The 16,095-nt window shown below is 63.5% G+C and carries 18 protein-coding genes; 9 read left to right on the top strand and 9 right to left on the bottom strand.

What is annotated here, in order from left to right:
• Positions 1-121: 121 nt before the first annotated feature.
• Both VLA65_RS12345 and VLA65_RS12340 read right to left on the bottom strand, forming a co-directional pair.
• Positions 122-781 (bottom strand): pentapeptide repeat-containing protein, encoded by a 660-nt coding sequence (locus VLA65_RS12345; protein WP_332602663.1) that lies wholly within the window; start codon positions 779-781, stop codon positions 122-124.
• On the bottom strand, positions 781-1,239 hold the full coding sequence (locus VLA65_RS12340; protein WP_059389532.1) for an SRPBCC family protein: 459 nt from the start codon (positions 1,237-1,239) through the stop codon (positions 781-783). The genes VLA65_RS12345 and VLA65_RS12340 overlap by 1 nt, the downstream gene beginning before the upstream one ends.
• A 73-nt stretch (positions 1,240-1,312) precedes the next feature.
• On the opposite strand from VLA65_RS12340, the gene VLA65_RS12335 reads away from it, so the two are divergent.
• A complete protein-coding gene (locus tag VLA65_RS12335; RefSeq protein WP_332602662.1) occupies positions 1,313-2,038 on the top strand; it encodes a dienelactone hydrolase family protein in 726 nt (241 codons plus the stop codon).
• Positions 2,039-2,105: 67 nt separating this feature from the next.
• Here the strand turns inward: VLA65_RS12335 and VLA65_RS12330 are convergent, their stop codons facing one another.
• A complete protein-coding gene (locus tag VLA65_RS12330) occupies positions 2,106-3,584 on the bottom strand; it encodes an amino acid permease (RefSeq protein WP_284990072.1) in 1,479 nt (492 codons plus the stop codon).
• Positions 3,585-3,785: 201 nt separating this feature from the next.
• On the opposite strand from VLA65_RS12330, the gene VLA65_RS12325 reads away from it, so the two are divergent.
• The 5 genes from VLA65_RS12325 to VLA65_RS12305 all read left to right on the top strand — a co-directional run bounded on the left by VLA65_RS12325 (position 3,786) and on the right by VLA65_RS12305 (position 8,080).
• Entirely contained in the window at positions 3,786-4,514 is a 729-nt protein-coding gene (locus tag VLA65_RS12325) for a CPBP family intramembrane glutamic endopeptidase (RefSeq protein WP_332602661.1), read from the top strand.
• Positions 4,515-4,581: 67 nt separating this feature from the next.
• On the top strand, positions 4,582-5,019 hold the full coding sequence (locus VLA65_RS12320) for a VOC family protein (RefSeq protein ID WP_059389530.1): 438 nt from the start codon (positions 4,582-4,584) through the stop codon (positions 5,017-5,019).
• Between the two features lie 21 nt (positions 5,020-5,040).
• Positions 5,041-5,994: a 1,4-dihydroxy-2-naphthoyl-CoA synthase gene (locus VLA65_RS12315; RefSeq protein ID WP_059389529.1), complete on the top strand. Its 954-nt coding sequence runs from the start codon at positions 5,041-5,043 to the stop codon at positions 5,992-5,994.
• 9 nt (positions 5,995-6,003) lie between these two features.
• On the top strand, positions 6,004-7,137 hold the full coding sequence (locus VLA65_RS12310; RefSeq protein ID WP_332602660.1) for an AMP-binding protein: 1,134 nt from the start codon (positions 6,004-6,006) through the stop codon (positions 7,135-7,137).
• A 61-nt stretch (positions 7,138-7,198) separates the two neighbouring features.
• Entirely contained in the window at positions 7,199-8,080 is an 882-nt protein-coding gene (locus VLA65_RS12305; RefSeq protein WP_306959188.1) for a 1,4-dihydroxy-2-naphthoate polyprenyltransferase, read from the top strand.
• A gap of 428 nt (positions 8,081-8,508) precedes the next feature.
• Here VLA65_RS12305 and VLA65_RS12300 read toward each other — a convergent pair whose 3' ends face one another.
• Positions 8,509-8,817, bottom strand: coding sequence for a DUF4229 domain-containing protein (locus VLA65_RS12300; protein ID WP_059389528.1), 309 nt, complete (start codon positions 8,815-8,817; stop codon positions 8,509-8,511).
• Between the two features lie 81 nt (positions 8,818-8,898).
• On the opposite strand from VLA65_RS12300, the gene VLA65_RS12295 reads away from it, so the two are divergent.
• A complete protein-coding gene (locus tag VLA65_RS12295; protein ID WP_059389527.1) occupies positions 8,899-9,276 on the top strand; it encodes a PLD nuclease N-terminal domain-containing protein in 378 nt (125 codons plus the stop codon).
• Positions 9,277-9,428: 152 nt separating this feature from the next.
• Here VLA65_RS12295 and ccsB read toward each other — a convergent pair whose 3' ends face one another.
• The 5 genes from ccsB to VLA65_RS12270 are packed head-to-tail and all read right to left on the bottom strand — an operon-like array spanning position 9,429 to position 14,329.
• The gene (gene ccsB, locus VLA65_RS12290) at positions 9,429-10,493 is read right to left on the bottom strand and encodes a c-type cytochrome biogenesis protein CcsB (RefSeq protein ID WP_332602659.1); all 1,065 of its coding nucleotides are present in this window, start codon (positions 10,491-10,493) and stop codon (positions 9,429-9,431) included.
• Positions 10,493-12,244, bottom strand: a complete 1,752-nt coding sequence (gene resB, locus VLA65_RS12285; protein WP_442880296.1) for a cytochrome c biogenesis protein ResB — start codon at positions 12,242-12,244, stop codon at positions 10,493-10,495. The genes ccsB and resB overlap by 1 nt, the downstream gene beginning before the upstream one ends.
• Positions 12,244-12,999: a cytochrome c biogenesis CcdA family protein gene (locus tag VLA65_RS12280; RefSeq protein WP_332602658.1), complete on the bottom strand. Its 756-nt coding sequence runs from the start codon at positions 12,997-12,999 to the stop codon at positions 12,244-12,246. The genes resB and VLA65_RS12280 overlap by 1 nt, the downstream gene beginning before the upstream one ends.
• Before the next feature lie 14 nt (positions 13,000-13,013).
• Positions 13,014-13,664: a TlpA family protein disulfide reductase gene (locus VLA65_RS12275; protein ID WP_113990710.1), complete on the bottom strand. Its 651-nt coding sequence runs from the start codon at positions 13,662-13,664 to the stop codon at positions 13,014-13,016.
• A gap of 2 nt (positions 13,665-13,666) precedes the next feature.
• Complete coding sequence (locus VLA65_RS12270; RefSeq protein WP_332602657.1) at positions 13,667-14,329, bottom strand: histidine phosphatase family protein; 663 nt, start codon at positions 14,327-14,329, stop codon at positions 13,667-13,669.
• A 203-nt stretch (positions 14,330-14,532) separates the two neighbouring features.
• Between VLA65_RS12270 and VLA65_RS12265 the strand changes: the two genes are divergently transcribed.
• Entirely contained in the window at positions 14,533-15,081 is a 549-nt protein-coding gene (locus VLA65_RS12265) for a YceI family protein (RefSeq protein ID WP_284990081.1), read from the top strand.
• Between the two features lie 403 nt (positions 15,082-15,484).
• Positions 15,485-15,955: a hypothetical protein gene (locus VLA65_RS12260; RefSeq protein WP_059389520.1), complete on the top strand. Its 471-nt coding sequence runs from the start codon at positions 15,485-15,487 to the stop codon at positions 15,953-15,955.
• Positions 15,956-16,095: the final 140 nt, after the last annotated feature.

Below are 16,095 nucleotides of genomic sequence, written 5' to 3'. Positions count from 1 at the left end.
CTTCGCGAAGGGAGCGGGGCCGGAGAATAATTTACCGACCGTTCGTTCTATAAAGATTACACGGCGCCGCGCGCCGGTCAACCGTCGCGTGGCATACCGTCACCTAGCGGTCAACTGTCACTCAGACCACCCGGATACCCAGGTGTCCGGCCAACAAGGGTGCCAGCAGGCTGAGCTGGTAATCGTCAATGACCACCCCGGACAGGCCGCCGAGTCCATTGATCATCCGGAAGTCCGAGCCCCGCAGGTCCACATCCTTGAGCTTGGCCCCTGAGACATCCAGCGTCCCGATGGTGCAATCCTTCAGCACCATGCGCGTCGCGGTGCAAGACCCGAGGTCGAGCTCGTTGATGATGCAGCCCGTGATTACCACGTCCGTGAGTTTGGATCCACGCAAGTTCAGGAAGTCCAGCTTGCCGCCGTCGATCTTTACCGAATGCCAGGCACCCTCGTACATCTCCGCTGAACCCCACCGCGGGTTGCTGATCTCCACTTCGCGCCACGAGGTGCGTGCGGCCGTGAATACCGGCGCGTAGGGCTCATTCAGGATGCAGTCCCGGAACGTCGCGCCGCGCAGTTGTGCGTCGTTGAAGGAGACCCCGTTGAATTCACACTCGATGAAGTCCGCCCCGCTCAGCTCCGCGCCGTCGGCCACCGCGCGGGTGAGGCGGACGCCGTCGTACCGTTCACCGCGCTGGAAATCCGGGGCGGGATCGTCGCGGAGCTCGTCAAGCCTGATCGGGGAGATGCGGGGCGCCGTCACTTTGGCAGCCGCCGCCATCAGAGGGCCTCCGCTTTCGCCGCGATCTCCGCGAGATCCTTCGCGAGCGCCTTGCGCGTAATGCTCATCCCGAGCTTTCCGAACGCGGCCATCATGACTTTGCTGAAGAACGTCGGCTGGAGGACCTCGGCGCCGAAGAACAACACCAGTTCGGTCCCGCCGTCGCGCTCTTCCAGGGTGAATCGGGTGGTGTAGTCCGCACCGCCCTGCTGGGCTTTGACCGTGGTGCCACGCGGCGGATCGATCTGGGCAACGTGCATTTCCACGGTCTCCTCCCGGCCCATCATGGCGCGGGTTTCCTTCCACCGAGTGCCCTCGCCGTAGGGGCCCTCACTAAGCATTTGAATGGCTTTGACACCGGACAGGGTCTTGGCCGAGCCGGGAATATCCGTGATGACAGCCCAGACTTTCTCGCGGGTGGCATTGACGTGCTGGCTGAGAGTGGTGCTGTGGTCCATGCATCGAGCCTAACGGCGACTGCTGACAAAAACAGCCGACAAAGACGCTTGCGCCGTCTGGCAGGATTGCACCATGGTGCACATCGACTTGAGCGCGGACAGTGCGGCGGCAGGAGGCTCCCGGACCCTGCGGGGGTACCTTGCCGAGCCCGACGGCGAGGGGCCGTTTCCCGGCGTCGTCCTTATCCATGAAGCCTTCGGGCTCGACGACGTGATGAAGCGGCACGCGGAACGGCTCGCCGCGGCCGGTTACTTGACCCTCGCCGTCGACCTCTACAGCGACGGCGGCGCGAGGCGCTGCCTCGTGGCGACCATGCGCTCCCTGGGGTCGGGCACGGGCCGGGCCTTCACGGACGTGTCCACGGCACGGTCCTGGCTCCGCAACGACGCGCGATGCACCGGGAAAGTGGGAGTCATCGGCTTCTGCATGGGAGGCGCCCTCGCCCTGCTCACAGCCCATGACGACTTCGACGCCGCCTCCGTGAACTACGGCCAATTGCCACGGAACCTTGAGCAGGCTTTGGAAGGTGCATGCCCGGTGGTGGGCAACTACGGAGGCAAGGACCGGACGTTGCCGGGAGCGGCCGCAAAGTTGGAGGCCGCGCTGACGAGCCTCGGGATCGAACACGACGTCAAGGAATTCCCGACGGCGGGCCACGCCTTCATGAACGACGTCCCTGTAGGGCCGCGGCCACTGCGGCCGTTGATGCGGGTGATGGGCATCAAACCCGATCCGGCCGCCGCTCCGGAAGCCTGGCAGCGGATCGAGGACCACTTCGCGAAGTACCTGAAGGGCTGAACCAACAACGACGGCGGGCGCCCCCTTGAGAGGAGGCGCCCGCCGTCGTTTGGCTACAAAGCGGGAGTCAGCTAAAAAGCTCGCTCTTCGGTTCGTTGTTCTTGACCTTCTGCCAGCCGAGCCACAGCACCAGGGCGAAGAACGGGATGGTGGCCAGGGTCCAGAGGCCCAGGAGGAACACCTCGCCCGTTGCCTTGTCCGTCATGGTGTCCATGCCGATCAGCACGGTGATGGCCAAGAGTGCGATCAGGCCAACCCAACTGGTCCACGGCGAACCCGGCATGGGGAGGCTGGAGACGTTGCCCTTCTTCTTGCGCAGTGCGATCTGGCTGGCGAAGATGGAGCCCCATGTGAAGATGACCCCGATCGAAGCGGTGTTCAGCGCGAGGTCGAAGGCGTGCGAACCGCCCAACCAGATGTTGAGCAGGATGCCCACGAGGTACACGGCCCCGATTGCCAGGATGGCCGCGTACGGCACGTGGCGGGTGGACATCTTGGTGAGCCACTTGGGGGCGTGTCCATTGTTGGCCATGGTGCGGAAGATGCGGCCGATCGAGTACAGGCCCGAGTTGCACGAGGACAGCGCGGCGGTGATGACGATCATGTTCATGACGTCGCCCATCCACGGCAGGCCCATCTGGCCGAACACCGTGACGAACGGGGAGGTGCCCGCGTGGTACTGGTCGGAGGGCAGGAGCATCGCCAGCAGGGTGACGGAACCGACGTAGAAAACCACAATGCGGATCACGACGGCGCGGATCGCCTTGGGAACTTCGCGTTCCGGGTTCTGCATCTCGCCGGCGGTGATGCCGACCAGTTCGATGGCGTTGTAGGCGAAGATCACGGCGTTGAGGACCAGGATCATCACCAGGCCGCCCTTGGGGAACATGCCGCCGTCGGCAGCGAAGAGGTTCCCGACGGACGCGTGGCCGGTGCCGACCTGCGCGTTGGTGACCACCATGAAGGTGCCCACGGCGAGGAAGATCAGGATCGCGGCGACCTTGAGGCAGGAAGCCCAGAATTCGAACTCGCCGAAGGCCTTGACGCTGAACAGGTTCACGGCCACCAGCAGCACCAGCGCGGCGATGGCGGACAGTTCAACGGGAACGTTCGGGAAGAAGAACTGGAAGTACAGGCCGATGGCAATGAGTTCGGCGATGCCCGTCATGGCCCAGTTGATGAAGTACATCCAACCGGAGAGGAAGGCGCCCTTCTTGCCGAACATTTCACCGGCGTAGCTGACAAAGGAGCCGGAGGTCTGGCGGTACATGATCAGTTCGCCGAGGGCCCGCATCAGCAGGTAGGCGATGACGCCGGCAATGGCGTACGAGAAAATCAAGGCCGGACCGGTGGAGGCGAGGCGTCCGCCCGCGCCCATGAAGAGGCCGACGCCGATCGCGCCACCCATCGCGATCATCGTGACGTGGCGGCGGCTCAGGGTCTTCTGGTAGCCCTCGGCGCTGAGGTTTTCGGAAGTTGTAGCGGTACTGGGCGCAGCCAGGGTTCCCGGCTCACGCTGAAGGTCGGTTGTGGTGTTTTGAGGCACAGCTGTTCCTTGTGGGTTGAGGAGATACCGGCCCTGGCTTCACGCGCATCGGCACAAGCAATTCGAGCTTTCAGCCTGTTGGCAAGTCGAATCAGTGGCGAAAACACGGAAGCGTCGAAGGTAAATCCGGCAAAACCATCTTACCCGGTGATTTCGGCGGAGCGTGACGCGGGCAACAAACAGGGGCGTTACGCTGGACATATGGGCACCATTCCGCCAGCCGGCAGGCTATACCGTTTCACGGGCTTGGACGCTGCGGCTTTCGGACTCTATGTGTCATTGGCGGCTGTCCTCAGCCTCGCCACGGCCCCGGTGACGGCTTTCGTAGAGCACGTCTTCCCCGACCCCGCCACCGCCGTCTTCGCCATCAACCTCGCTTTCTACGCATCGGTGGGCCTGTTCGCGGTTGCGGCTGCGTGGCGCGTCATTGCCCGGGACCTCCTGATCCTGGCCACGCGTCCGTGGTTCACGCTCGCCATGATTCCGCTGTCCATCGTGGCGATGCTCGTGATCACCGCCATCCTGGTGACAGCTACCGGCTCGGCCAAGGAGTCGCAGAACCAACTGGGCCTCCAGTCCCTGGTCCTGCAACTGCCGGCCTGGTTCGTGGTCCCTTTGCTGGTGGTGTTGGGGCCCTTCGTGGAGGAATACCTGTTCCGGCACCTGCTCATCGGCAAGTTGTCCCGCCGCGTCAATATTTGGCTATGTTGCGCGCTGTCCGTGCTTTGTTTCGCGGCCATCCACGTGGTGGGACGAGAGGGCCTGGTACTTCCGGCCCTGGCCCCGTACCTCGGAATGGGCGTCGTGCTGGTGGCCGTCTACGTCTGGACGGGCAAGAACGTGATGTTCTCCTACTTCGTTCACGCCGCCAAGAACCTGTTGGCCGTCGTGCTGATCTACGCGATCCCGCCGCAACTCCTCGGCGGCTAACCAACCCGGACCGGAACTGTCCGCTTGGCACTTCCCCGGCCACGCGCCGTCGTCGTAGGTTCAGTCCATGGCACTGAACTTTCAGGTAGTGATCGACTGCAAGAATCCGCACGTCCTGGCCGATTGGTGGGCCGAGACGCTCGAGTGGATCGTGGAGCCCCAGGACGAGGCGTTCATCCGGTCCATGGTGGATCAAGGCTTCGCCACGGAGGAAGAGACCACCACCCACAACGGCAAGCTCGTGTGGAAGGACGGCGCGGCCATCGGCCCGGAAGAAGACCAGGACAAGGACACCCGCCGCCGCTTCCTGTTCCAGACCGTTCCGGAGGATAAGACCGTCAAGAACCGTGTCCACTGGGACGTTCGCCTCAACGGACAGGACAAGGACGACGTCCGCGCCGCATTGGAAGCGCGGGGCGCGAAATACCTGTGGACGGCAAAGCAAGGGCCGCACGAATGGCACACCATGGCGGATCCCGAAGGCAACGAGTTCTGCATCAGCTGACTGGATTACTAGACTCTGAGGGTGAGCAACGACTTCCCCGCCAAGGTATCCGACGTCTTTGACCCGTCGCGCTGGCGTACCGTGTCCGGTTTCGACGATTTCCAGGACATGACGTACCACCGGCAGGTCGAGCGGGACGCAGACGGAAAGGTGACGAGGGACCTTCCGACGGTCCGGATCGCTTTCAACCGCCCGGAGGTCCGCAATGCCTTCCGCCCCGGCACCGTTGACGAGCTCTACCGCGCCATGGACCACGCCCGGATGACTCCGGATGTCGCCACGGTACTCCTCACCGGGAACGGCCCCTCCCCCAAGGACGGTGGCCACTCCTTCTGTTCCGGCGGGGACCAGCGGATCCGCGGCCGCGACGGTTATCGGTACGCCGACGGTGAGACGCAGGAGAGCATCGACCCCGCGCGGGCCGGCCGCCTGCACATCCTGGAAGTCCAGCGGCTCATGCGGACCATGCCCAAGGTGGTCATCGCCGTCGTGAACGGCTGGGCCGCCGGTGGCGGGCACTCACTGCACGTTGTCTCGGACCTCACCATCGCGTCCCGCGAGCACGGCAAGTTCAAGCAGACCGACGCCACTGTGGGAAGTTTCGACGCCGGTTACGGCTCGGCGCTGCTCGCCCGGCAGATCGGGCAGAAAGCCGCCCGCGAGATCTTCTTCCTCGCCCGTGAGTATTCCGCGGAGGACATGGTCCGCATGGGTGCCGTCAACGAGGCTGTGGACCACGAGCGCCTCGAGGAAGTTGCACTTGAGTACGCCGCGGACATCGCGCGCCAGTCCCCGCAAGCCATCCGCATGCTCAAGTTCGCCTTCAACCTCGCCGACGACGGCTTGGCCGGCCAACAGGTCTTCGCCGGGGAGGCCACGCGCCTGGCCTACATGACGGACGAGGCCGTGGAGGGCAAGGAAGCCTTCCTCGAGAAGCGCGATCCGGACTGGTCCAACTTTCCGTACTACTTCTAGGACTCGCCCGTGAACATCGATCCCGTTCTCAAAGCCCTGGCCGCCGCCCTCCACGATGAGGGACCCGCCGTCGAAATCGTCGTCCCGGAGGACGGCACCCCGGTGGCGATTGCCGTTGAAACGCCCGGTTTCGAGGATGCCGCAGTAGTGGTCCGCACCTCCGGCTCCACCGGCACGCCCAAGGCCACGGTGCTCACGGTCGACCAGCTCGCGGCTTCTTCCATGGCCACCGCCATCGCGCTCCGCGGCGAGGGACAATGGCTCCTGACCCTGCCGCTGCAATACGTTGCAGGGGTCCAGGTGTTGGTCCGCTCGCTCTTCGCCGGCACGCGCCCGTGGGTGATGGACCTCTCGAACGGCTTCACTCCGGAGGCTTTCACCGCCGCCGCCGAAGAGCTGACGGACACGATCCGCTTCACCTCCTTGGTGCCGACGCAACTGCAGCGGCTCCTGGACTCACCATCGCCGCAGACCCTCGCAGTACTTCGCCGTTTCAACGCCATCCTCCTGGGCGGGGCGCCTGCCTCCGCCGCGCTGCTGGACGCCGCCAGGGAGGCCGGACTGAAGGTGGTGACCACCTATGGCTCCGCCGAGACGTGCGGCGGTTGCGTGTACGACGGAAGCCCCATCGACGGGGTCCGGGTCATGCTCGACGACGACGGCCGGGTCCTCCTGGGCGGCGACACCGTGGCGTCCGGTTACCTAGAGGCGCCCGAGGCGACCGCCGAGGCGTTTTTCGAGGAGGACGGCACACGTTGGTACCGCACCAACGATCTCGGCGAGCTCGGCGACGACGGCACGCTCACGGTGCTGGGAAGGGCCGACGACGTCATCATCACCGGCGGCGTGAAAGCCTCCGCGGCGTTCATCCAGGCGGAGCTTGAAAAGTTCGACGGCGTCACGGCGGCTTTCGTGGCCGGGGTGCCTTCCCGTGAGTGGGGCCAGGCGGTGGCGGCCTATGTCGCCGTCGAGGACAGCTCCCCGGAAGCTGTCGCGGCCTACAAGGCCCGCTGCCAAGAATCGCTGGGGACCCTCGCGCCCAAAACAGTGCTGACCACGGATGGCCTCATCATGCTCCCCAACGGAAAGCCGGACCGGCTGGCGATGATCGAGCTTCTCGCCGAGGTGCATCAGGGAGAATAGACACGTCCTCCCTGACCGTCATTTGCCTTCCCCCAACGCGAAACAACACGAGGTACTGAACGTGGCAACAGCTGCACAATGGATTCAAGGCGCCCGCCTGCGCACCCTGCCGGCCGCGATCGCGCCGGTGCTGATCGGCACAGCGGCCGCCTACGAGCTGCAATCTTTCCGGCTCTTGAATGCCATCCTTGCCGCCCTCGTGGCCCTGCTGCTGCAGATCGGCGTGAACTATGCCAACGACTACTCGGACGGCATCCGTGGCACCGACGAGGACCGCGTGGGTCCGCTCAGGTTGGTCGGTTCCGGCGCTGCACGACCGGACCACGTCAAGTGGGCTGCGTTCGGCGCGTTCGGCCTGGCCATGATTTTCGGCCTGGTCCTGGTGATCATTACGCAGAGCTGGTGGCTGATCCTGGTGGGTATTGGCTGTGTCCTTGCCGCCTGGGGATACACCGGCGGCAAGAACCCGTACGGCTACCTGGGCCTGGGCGACCTGTTCGTGTTTGTCTTCTTCGGCCTGGTGGCAACGCTCGGCACCACCTACACGCAGGCCGGGCAGGTGAGCCTTCCGGCCGTCATCGGAGCGATTGGCACGGGATTGATCGCCTGTGCCCTGCTGATGGCCAACAACGTGCGCGATATCCCGACGGACATGGCCGCGGGCAAGCGGACACTGGCCGTGCGTCTGGGCGACCGCCACGCCCGCGAGAGCTACGTCCTGATGTTGGCCGTCGCGATCCTGCTGGTAGTGGTGCTGGCGCCCGCCAAGCCGTGGATGCTGATAGTACTGCTGCTGATCCCCGCTTGCCTCATGCCGGCATGGCTCATGGTCAACGGCCGGAAGCGCAAGAGCCTCATCCCCGTCCTCAAGCAGACCGGAATGATCAACCTTGGCTACAGCGTGCTGTTCTCGCTGGGCCTCATCCTGAGCCACGGCTTCTAACGCCCGCTCACATATAAGCCGGTTTTCGAAAACCCTCGCTCACATGATGTGAGCGAGGGTTGGCCGGAAACCCTATTTATGTGAGCGAGCGTCCTACCCCACAACCCTCGCTCACATATAGGCCGGTTTTCGCCAACCCTCGCTCACATCTCGGCCGGTTTTCGAAAACCCTCGCTCACATGATGTGAGCGAGGGTTGGCCGGAAACCCTATTTATGTGAGCGAGCGTCCTACCCCACAACCCTCGCTCACATATAGGCCGGTTTTCGAAAACCCTCGCTCACATCTAGGCCGGTTTTCGCCAACCCTCGCTCACATATAGGCCGGTTTTCGAAAACCCTCGCTCACATCTAGGCCGGTTTTCGAAAACCCTCGCTCACATCTAGGCCGGTTTTCGCCAACCCTCGCTCACATATGGGCCTTGAGCTTCTAGGCTTCTTTGGGGCGGCGGTCGTTCTCGACCTTTACCGCGGGGTTTTCATCGACCAGCCGGTCCTCGATCGAGGCGTCCTCAATCTCCAACGCTGAGCGGATGGGCTTGGCCCGCCCGGAGAAACGTTCGCGCATGGCGGCAGTCGCGGCGTCGCGCTGCTTCTGGAAAAACAAGTAGCTGATGGCGAACGCGATGAGGCCCGCGAAAATCGCTGCCAGGAACAACCCTGTCTGCAGGAGGGCGAAGAGGACGAAGAGCGGTACGAAGATCGCCAGGCGGATCAGGGAGTATTTGAGGAAAGCCACGGATCAAGTTTAGCGTCACAGCCTGATTGCACCCTGATCGCGCAGCTATCACCGGACCCGACGGCGACTAGACTTGACGGTATGCTCCGCGTTGTTGCAGTTGTCGCCGTCCTGCTCGTGTACGTCTATGGGCTGGTGGACGTCATTCGCACCGACCGCCGCGCCACCCGGGGAATTTCCAAACCCGCTTGGCTCCTTGTCGTGATTTTCCTGCCGATCCTCGGAGCCGCTCTTTGGTTCATTTTGGGCCGCCCCTACAACATCCGGCCCACCCCGCAGCCTGCGAGCCACCCCACCGCTCCCGACGACGACCCCGACTTTCTCCGCAACCTGGAGGTCCGCCGTCGCAACCAGGCCGAAGCCGAACGGCTGAAAAAGCTCAAAGCCGAACTCGAAGCCAAGGAACGCAAGCTCAAAGGCGAATCCAAGGCCGACGACAGCGGCGACGTCAACAGCTGACACCTCGCCCATTGAACCTACGGCACGAGAGGGCGCCCTTCCTGACCTCTTTTGAAACGCGAACGACGGCGACACACCCGCAAGTGCGGAGTGTCGCCGTCGTCGTTAATTCAAAAAGGGTCAGGACGGTAAGGCACCCGTCCTGGGCAGTCCTACTGCGACAGCCCCGAGTAGGAGTGCAGGCCGTTGAAGAACACGTTGACCACCGTGAAGTTGAAGATCACGCACAGGTAGCCTGCAATCGACAACCAGGCTGCGCGGGTTCCCGTCCAGCCGCGGGTGGCGCGCGCGTGCAGGTAGCCGGCGTAGACCACCCAAATCACGAAGGTCCAGACTTCCTTGGTGTCCCAGCCCCAGAAGCGGCCCCAGGCTTTCTCTGCCCAGATGGCGCCGAACATGAGGGTGAAGGTCCAGCCCACGAATCCCACGGTGTTGATGCGGTAGGACAGGTTTTCCAGGCTCAACGCGTTCGGTACGAGCCGCATGAAGCCCAGTTTGTCCACGCCGCCGGCCGCCAGGGTCTTCTGCCGGTGCGATTGCAGCAACTGCAGGGCTGACATGGCGAACGTCAAAGTGAACAGGGACGCGGACATCACGGCGATGGAGACGTGGATGACCAGCCAGTAGCTTTGCAGTGCCGGAACCAAGTGGCCTACCGGGGTCCAGTACGTCACGGACGCAGCCACCATCATGATCACGGCGAGGCCCAGCACGAAGGTGCCCAGGAAGCGCAGGTCACGGCGGATGAGCGAGAGCAGGAAGACCGCAACCACCAGGAAAGCGCCGGTGGTCAGGAACTCGTACATGTTGCCCCACGGCACGCGGCCTGCGCCGATCGCGCGGGTGATGACTCCGGCACCATGGATTGCCACGCCGATGATCGCGACCGCCACCGCCACGCGGGCGGGAATGCGGCGCTCGGCGGCGTACTTCATGTCACCGCCGGCGGTCTGGTTGACGGAGGTGATGGCCGACGTCGGGCGCTCAGTACGGCCGGCCGGTCCGCCGACGTCGTTTCCACCGGCACGCCCGGCGGCGACCGGAACCTTGACCTCGGCTGCCACGGAAGAGGCTGCCTTCAGGTCCACTGCCTTCAGCATCTTGCTGCTCTTGGCGAGGTCCCACGCGAAAGCGATGAACGCCACCGTGTAGGTGCCGGCCGCGAGCAGCATGAAAAGCTCGCTGTATTGGCCCATGGTTTCGTTGATGGGGAGCATTACTGGTCCTTCGAGGTTGAGGAAGAAACGGTGTCGGTGGACTGATCTGTGTGGAGCAGCCATTCTCGTTGCAGCAGTTCGCGGATCGCGGCAGCTTCGCCGGCCAGCCTGTGGTCCTCGCCGCGGGCAAGGAGACCGTACTCCACCATTGTGCGCCCGTCGTCGTGGGTTCCGGTGCGGACCCAGACGCGACGGCGGTTCAGGTAGAGGGAGAGAATCAGTCCGGCGACCGCAAGCAAGGCGAACACGAGCGCGGTGGCCTGGCCCGGATTGTGGTGGATGTCGACGCCGACGTACTTCTTGACGCCGTCGAAAGTGATGCTGCCCTTGCCGTTAGGAAGCGTGTAGGTGCCTCCCGGGGCGAGCGCGATGGCCTTCTCCGCCATGCCGCGGCCATTGAGCGGGGTCAGCTTGGCTACATCGAGCTCGAAGACGTTCTGCGGGGCGCCCTTGTTCAGGCCGAGGTCGCCGTAGTACGAGTTGAGGTTCAACTGCGGGTTGAAGAGTTCGGGATCGCCGCTGTAGGCAACACCCTTGTCCGTCACCATGGCCGTCGGCAGGAAGAACCCCGCGAAGCCGAGCTGATCGGGCTTGGCATCGGGAACCTTGATGACCACCGAGGAGTAGTAGTTGTCACCCTGCAGCTTGGCCACGACAGGCCCTTGCATCGCGACGTTGCCGGCGCCGTCCCGGACCGTGACTACGGGAGCGTAGCCGTTGCCCGTCAGGTAAATGCTCGTATCGCCAAGGGACACGGGATCGTTGACCTTGAGGACCTGCTTCTTGGCGGGCGCGTCCGGGGTGTCCCTGGTGGTGACGTCCGCCGTGAAGTCGATGGGCTGGCCGAAGTGTGCCGACGATTCACGGTCGAACTTGACGTCGAACTTGTTCAGCTGGATGGAGTACGGCTGCAACCAGCTGCTCTGGAAGTTGGTGCCGGGGCTGAATTGGTCGTAGCCCACCAAGGTGTTCACGAACGTGTCGCCTTCCACCAGGATGCGCTGGCCGCTGTAGCCGAACAGCCCGCCGACCGCCACCGAAACCAGCACTCCGATCAGCGAAGCGTGGAACACGAGGTTTCCCACTTCCTTGAGGAAGCCGCGCTCGGCACCCAAGGACGGCATGGCGGCGTCGACGTCGCGCACCTCCACGCGGTAGCCGCGCTTCTTCAGGACCGCAGCGGCGTCCGAGATAGCCTTCGACGCCGGGATCCCGGCGTCGGCGGGCAGCACAAGCGTCCCGTACTCCGGGAGGCGGGAGAGACGCTTCGGGGTCCGCGGCGGCTGGGAGCGCATTGCCTTGTAGTGGGCGATGGCCCGTGGCGTGACACAGCCGATCAGGGAGATGAACAGCAAGATGTAGATCGCCGAGAACCAGGCAGAGGAGTACACGTCGTAGAGCTGCACGGAGTCCAGGAGCTTGCCGTAGTCCGGGTGGTCGCTGATGTACTGCGTCACGATCGAAGGGTTGGCCGGGCGCTGCGGGAACAGCGAGCCAGGAACTGCCGCGACTGCCAGGAGCAGCAGCAGGAACAGCGCCGTACGCATGCTGGTCAGCTGGGTCCAGGCCCAGCGCAGCATGCCTACGATCCCCAGGACCGGCAGTGCCGCCTCGGCCTTGGCCTTGTCGATCGCCTTGCCGGCGGCCTTGCCAGCGGCGTTGTCAGAGGCGTTGCCAGCGGCGTTGTCAGCTTCCGCGGATTCGCTGGCGGACTTGTTGGACTTCGTTTTACCTTGCACGGGCTCGCTCATCAGATCGGCAACTTCACATCGGTTTGGAACCAGTACTGCAGCCCGGTAACCCAGGCGCCCCACACTCCCGTGGCCATCAGGATTCCCAAGAGGATCAGGATGCCCCCGCCCATCCGCTGGATCGCGAGGCGATGCTTGCGGAAGAAGGAAATGACACCCATCCCCCGGCGGACTGCGAGGGCTATCAAAAGGAAGGGAATGCCAAGGCCAAGACTATAGACAAACGCCAGGAGCGCCCCCTTCGCCGCGGACGATCCCCCGGAAAGGCTCAGCAGCTGAACTGCGGAATAGGTAGGGCCAATACAGGGGGCCCAGCCGAGTCCGAACGTGATGCCCAACAAAGGAGCACCCCACAGACCGGCTGGCGGCTTGGCATGGATTTTGGCGTCACGCTGCAACCACCCGAAGCCGCCTAGGAACACAACGCCCATGATGATCACCAGCACGCCCAGCAATTGCGTGATCCACGCGTTCTGCGGGCCGGTGATGAGGGTCCCCAATTGGCCGAACGCGCCACCGAGCAGGACGAAAATCGCGGAGAATCCGAGGACGAACAGGCCGATTCCCGCGAGCATGCGTCCGCGCTTTTGCTTCTGGAGGTCGACGCCGCTCAGCCCGGTCACGTAGCCAAGGTAGCCAGGCACCAGCGGCAGGACGCATGGCGACAGGAAGGACACGAGTCCGGCCAGCAGGGCCACGGGGATGGCCAGCAGCAAGGAACCACTCAGGATGGTCTCGGCGAAAGGGCTGTTCACGCTGTCCGGGCCACCTACTCGGCAACCGCGGTGGTGATGAGGGCCTTGAGGGTGCTCTTCTCGATCTCGCCCAGGACGCGGGCGGCAACCTTGCCTTCTTTGTCCAGGACGAGCGTGGTGGGCACCGCACCCGGGGGCACAATGCCGGAGACAGACAGGAGCACTGCGCCGTCTTTGTCATTGAAGCTGGGGTACGTGAGCTTGAACGTCTGGTCGAAGGCGTCGGCCGTAGCCTTCTCGTCCCGGAGGTTCACACCGTAGAACTGGACACCTTTGCTCTTGAACTCCTGGTGCAGTTCCTCAAGAATCGGCGCTTCAACCCGGCACGGCGCGCACGCGGCGAACCAGAAGTTGAGGACGGTCACCTTGCCGACCAGGTCCTGCGGAGTCACGGCAGTTCCGTCGAACAACGTGCCCTTGATCCCGACGGCGGCCTTACGGTCGGCTTTGGCGAATTCCGTCACCGAGCCGTCCCCGGCGACGTAGTTCTTGTTGTCGCCGGCTTTGGCTTGCTGGGCCAGGGCGTCTTCCTGGGCACAGGCGGACAAGCCCATGGTCAATGCAGAGAGTGCCACACCACCGACAGCGAGGAAGCTGCGGCGTGAGGTCAAGGCTGCGTTGATTTTCTGGCCGCTGGTCTTGCGGCTGGTGGTATCGCGGTCCATGGTCATGCTCCGGGCGTCTTCGCGGCACCGGGCAGCAGCACGGCGGCGGGTTCGCTGTACTCCACCCGCGCAACCTTGCCGCCGTCGAACACCAGGGAAGTCAGCGACGTCAGCGTGCACTCGCGTTTGCGCGGATCGTGCCACAGGGGCCGGCCCTCCGCGCTGAGGCGCGTGGCGTAGATGGGAAGCTGGTGGCTGACGAGGATGGCTTCGGCGCCATCGCCGCCGAGTTCGATTGCCTTCAGCCGGGCGTCCTCGACGGCGGCACGCATCCGGGCGACCTGGTCCTGGTACGACTCGCCCCAGGACGGACGCAAGGGGTTGCGGTACTCACGCCAATGCTTGGGCTTGATGAATTCGGAGAGGTGGGCCTTGAGCCCTTCGAAGTGGTTCTCCGCCTCGATGATCCGCGGTTCCGTGTGGATCTGGAGGTCCAACGCCTGGGAAGTGGGAAGGGCGGTTTCCTGCGCGCGGGTCAACGGCGAGGCGACAAGGTAGACGATGTTCGCCCCCTGCGCGACGCGGGCAGCGAAGTGGTCCGCGAGCATCTTGGCCATCTCGCGGCCGCGTTCGGAGAGGTGAAATTCGGGCAGTCTGCCGTACAGAATGCCGTCGGGATTGTAGACCTCGCCATGGCGGAGCAGATGGACAGTTGCTTGGGGCATGTTTACCAGTTTCTCAAAGAAGGCGGGCGATCTGAAATCTTCTACGTTTCGTAGAACTGAAAGTTTCTTCAGAATGTTCCCTGAAGGTGGAATAAAAGATGCATTTGCATGTTTATACTTGACACAAGGTTCGGTTGACACTTCAACTAAGTACGGCCGAACGACCGATGAAGCTACGATCACACCTTCCCAAGGAGAACCCCATGACTCTTCCCGCAAACGTCACCACCGGCGTCTGGACCCTCGACAACTCGCACAGCGAGATCGGCTTCACCGTCCGCCACGCAGGCATCAGCAAGGTCCGCGGCCAGTTCACCGAGGCAGAAGCCACCCTTGAACTCGGCGGCAGCCTGGCCGACTCCAAGGTCGCCGCAAGCATCCAGACCGCCAGCTTCGACTCCGGCGATGCCAACCGCGACGGCCACGTCAAGGGCGAGGACTTCTTCGATGTGGAGAAGTTCCCGGAAATCACTTTCGTCTCCCGCCACGTCAAGGCCAACGGCGACAGCTTCGACCTCGTGGGCGATCTGACCATCAAGGGCGTCTCCAAAGAGGTCACCATCGAAACCGAGTTCAACGGCGTAGCCGTTGACCCGTTCGGCAACACCCGCGCAGGCGTTTCCGGTGAGACCACCATCAGCCGCAAGGACTTCGGCCTCACCTGGAACGCGGTGCTCGAGGCCGGTGGCGTCCTGGTCAGCGACAAGGTTGTCATCAACCTCGAACTGGCTTTCATCGCACCCGCTGCCTAATCCCCCAGGTTCCCAATCCCCCGGGTTAAAGGGCCGAATGGCGCCTTCGGGGCTGCACACGATCACGTGCGCAGCCCCGGAGGCGCCATTTTTTGCTCGCGGTGTCACCCGCCTATTGTTCGGGTAAAAGCCGATACTTAGCGGCGAATTAGCCAAGAATTTCCTATGAATCCTTAAACCTCAGGTCTAAAGTGATGCCATGAGTAACCCAAACGAAGCTCCTCAGCCTCAGCAGCCCGGAGCCCAGCCACCGCAGCCCGGCAATGTCCCTCCTGCGGGTTACCAGCCTCCGCAGGGATACCAAGCACCTCCTTCTTACCAAGCACCCCCCTCTTACCAGCAGCCCGCCCCCGGATACCAGCAGCAAGGCCAACCCGGACAGGGAGAAGGTTTCCACTTCGAGATGCCTACCGACGGTCCGAAGAACTTCAACGATGTCCTTCCCAAGGGCGGTTTTTCCGGCATGTTCAAAGTGACCGGAATGCCCACAGAGTTGAAGGTCTCCTACTGGATCTGGCTCATTGGCGGACTCCTGGCCCTCTTGGGTGGCCTGCTCGGCCTCTTCGGCTCCATTGTGCTCTTCACGCTCGCGCCGGCAATCGCCGTCGTCGTCCTCCTTCTGGTACTGATAGCGCTGGTTGTGGCGGCCGCCCAAATCGTCTTCGCGATGAAGATGAAGGAAGGCAAGGAGTGGGCCCGCCTCGCACTGACCGTCATTGCGGGAATTTCCCTGATCCTCTCGATCGTGGGCGGAGCGATGGCAAATGGACAGAGCAACAACTGGTTCAGCTTCGTCATCAGCCTCATTGCAACGGTCCTGATGTGGCTGCCCAATTCGCAGGCGTGGTTCAAGTCAGTGAAGGGCGCCGTCTAGCCAACCCGTTACAAGCCGGAATTTCATAGCTGAAGGCCGCGGCCGGTCCCGGAAGGACCCCGCGGCCTTCCGTTTGTCCATGCAGGATTCACGGGAGCTCCGCCGAAGCTTGTTCAGCGAGAATTCTTCCCGTGAATCAT

It is taken from the genome of Arthrobacter sp. S2(2024), assembly GCF_036662515.1.
GTDB lineage: Bacteria > Actinomycetota > Actinomycetes > Actinomycetales > Micrococcaceae > Arthrobacter.
The sequence above is the reverse complement of the archived record's forward strand: the minus strand, read 5'-3'. Positions and strand labels throughout refer to the sequence as shown.

Coding starts and splice junctions, on each gene's coding strand:
- VLA65_RS12345 (WP_332602663.1), bottom strand. CDS start 781: ATGGCGGCGGCTGCCAAAGTGACGGCGCCCCGCATCTCCCCGATCAGG.
- VLA65_RS12340 (WP_059389532.1), bottom strand. CDS start 1,239: ATGGACCACAGCACCACTCTCAGCCAGCACGTCAATGCCACCCGCGAG.
- VLA65_RS12335 (WP_332602662.1), top strand. CDS start 1,313: ATGGTGCACATCGACTTGAGCGCGGACAGTGCGGCGGCAGGAGGCTCC.
- VLA65_RS12325 (WP_332602661.1), top strand. CDS start 3,786: ATGGGCACCATTCCGCCAGCCGGCAGGCTATACCGTTTCACGGGCTTG.
- VLA65_RS12320 (WP_059389530.1), top strand. CDS start 4,582: ATGGCACTGAACTTTCAGGTAGTGATCGACTGCAAGAATCCGCACGTC.
- VLA65_RS12295 (WP_059389527.1), top strand. CDS start 8,899: ATGCTCCGCGTTGTTGCAGTTGTCGCCGTCCTGCTCGTGTACGTCTAT.
- ccsB (WP_332602659.1), bottom strand. CDS start 10,493: ATGCTCCCCATCAACGAAACCATGGGCCAATACAGCGAGCTTTTCATG.
- resB (WP_442880296.1), bottom strand. CDS start 12,244: ATGAGCGAGCCCGTGCAAGGTAAAACGAAGTCCAACAAGTCCGCCAGC.
- VLA65_RS12275 (WP_113990710.1), bottom strand. CDS start 13,664: ATGGACCGCGATACCACCAGCCGCAAGACCAGCGGCCAGAAAATCAAC.
- VLA65_RS12270 (WP_332602657.1), bottom strand. CDS start 14,329: ATGCCCCAAGCAACTGTCCATCTGCTCCGCCATGGCGAGGTCTACAAT.
- VLA65_RS12265 (WP_284990081.1), top strand. CDS start 14,533: ATGACTCTTCCCGCAAACGTCACCACCGGCGTCTGGACCCTCGACAAC.
- VLA65_RS12260 (WP_059389520.1), top strand. CDS start 15,485: ATGCCTACCGACGGTCCGAAGAACTTCAACGATGTCCTTCCCAAGGGC.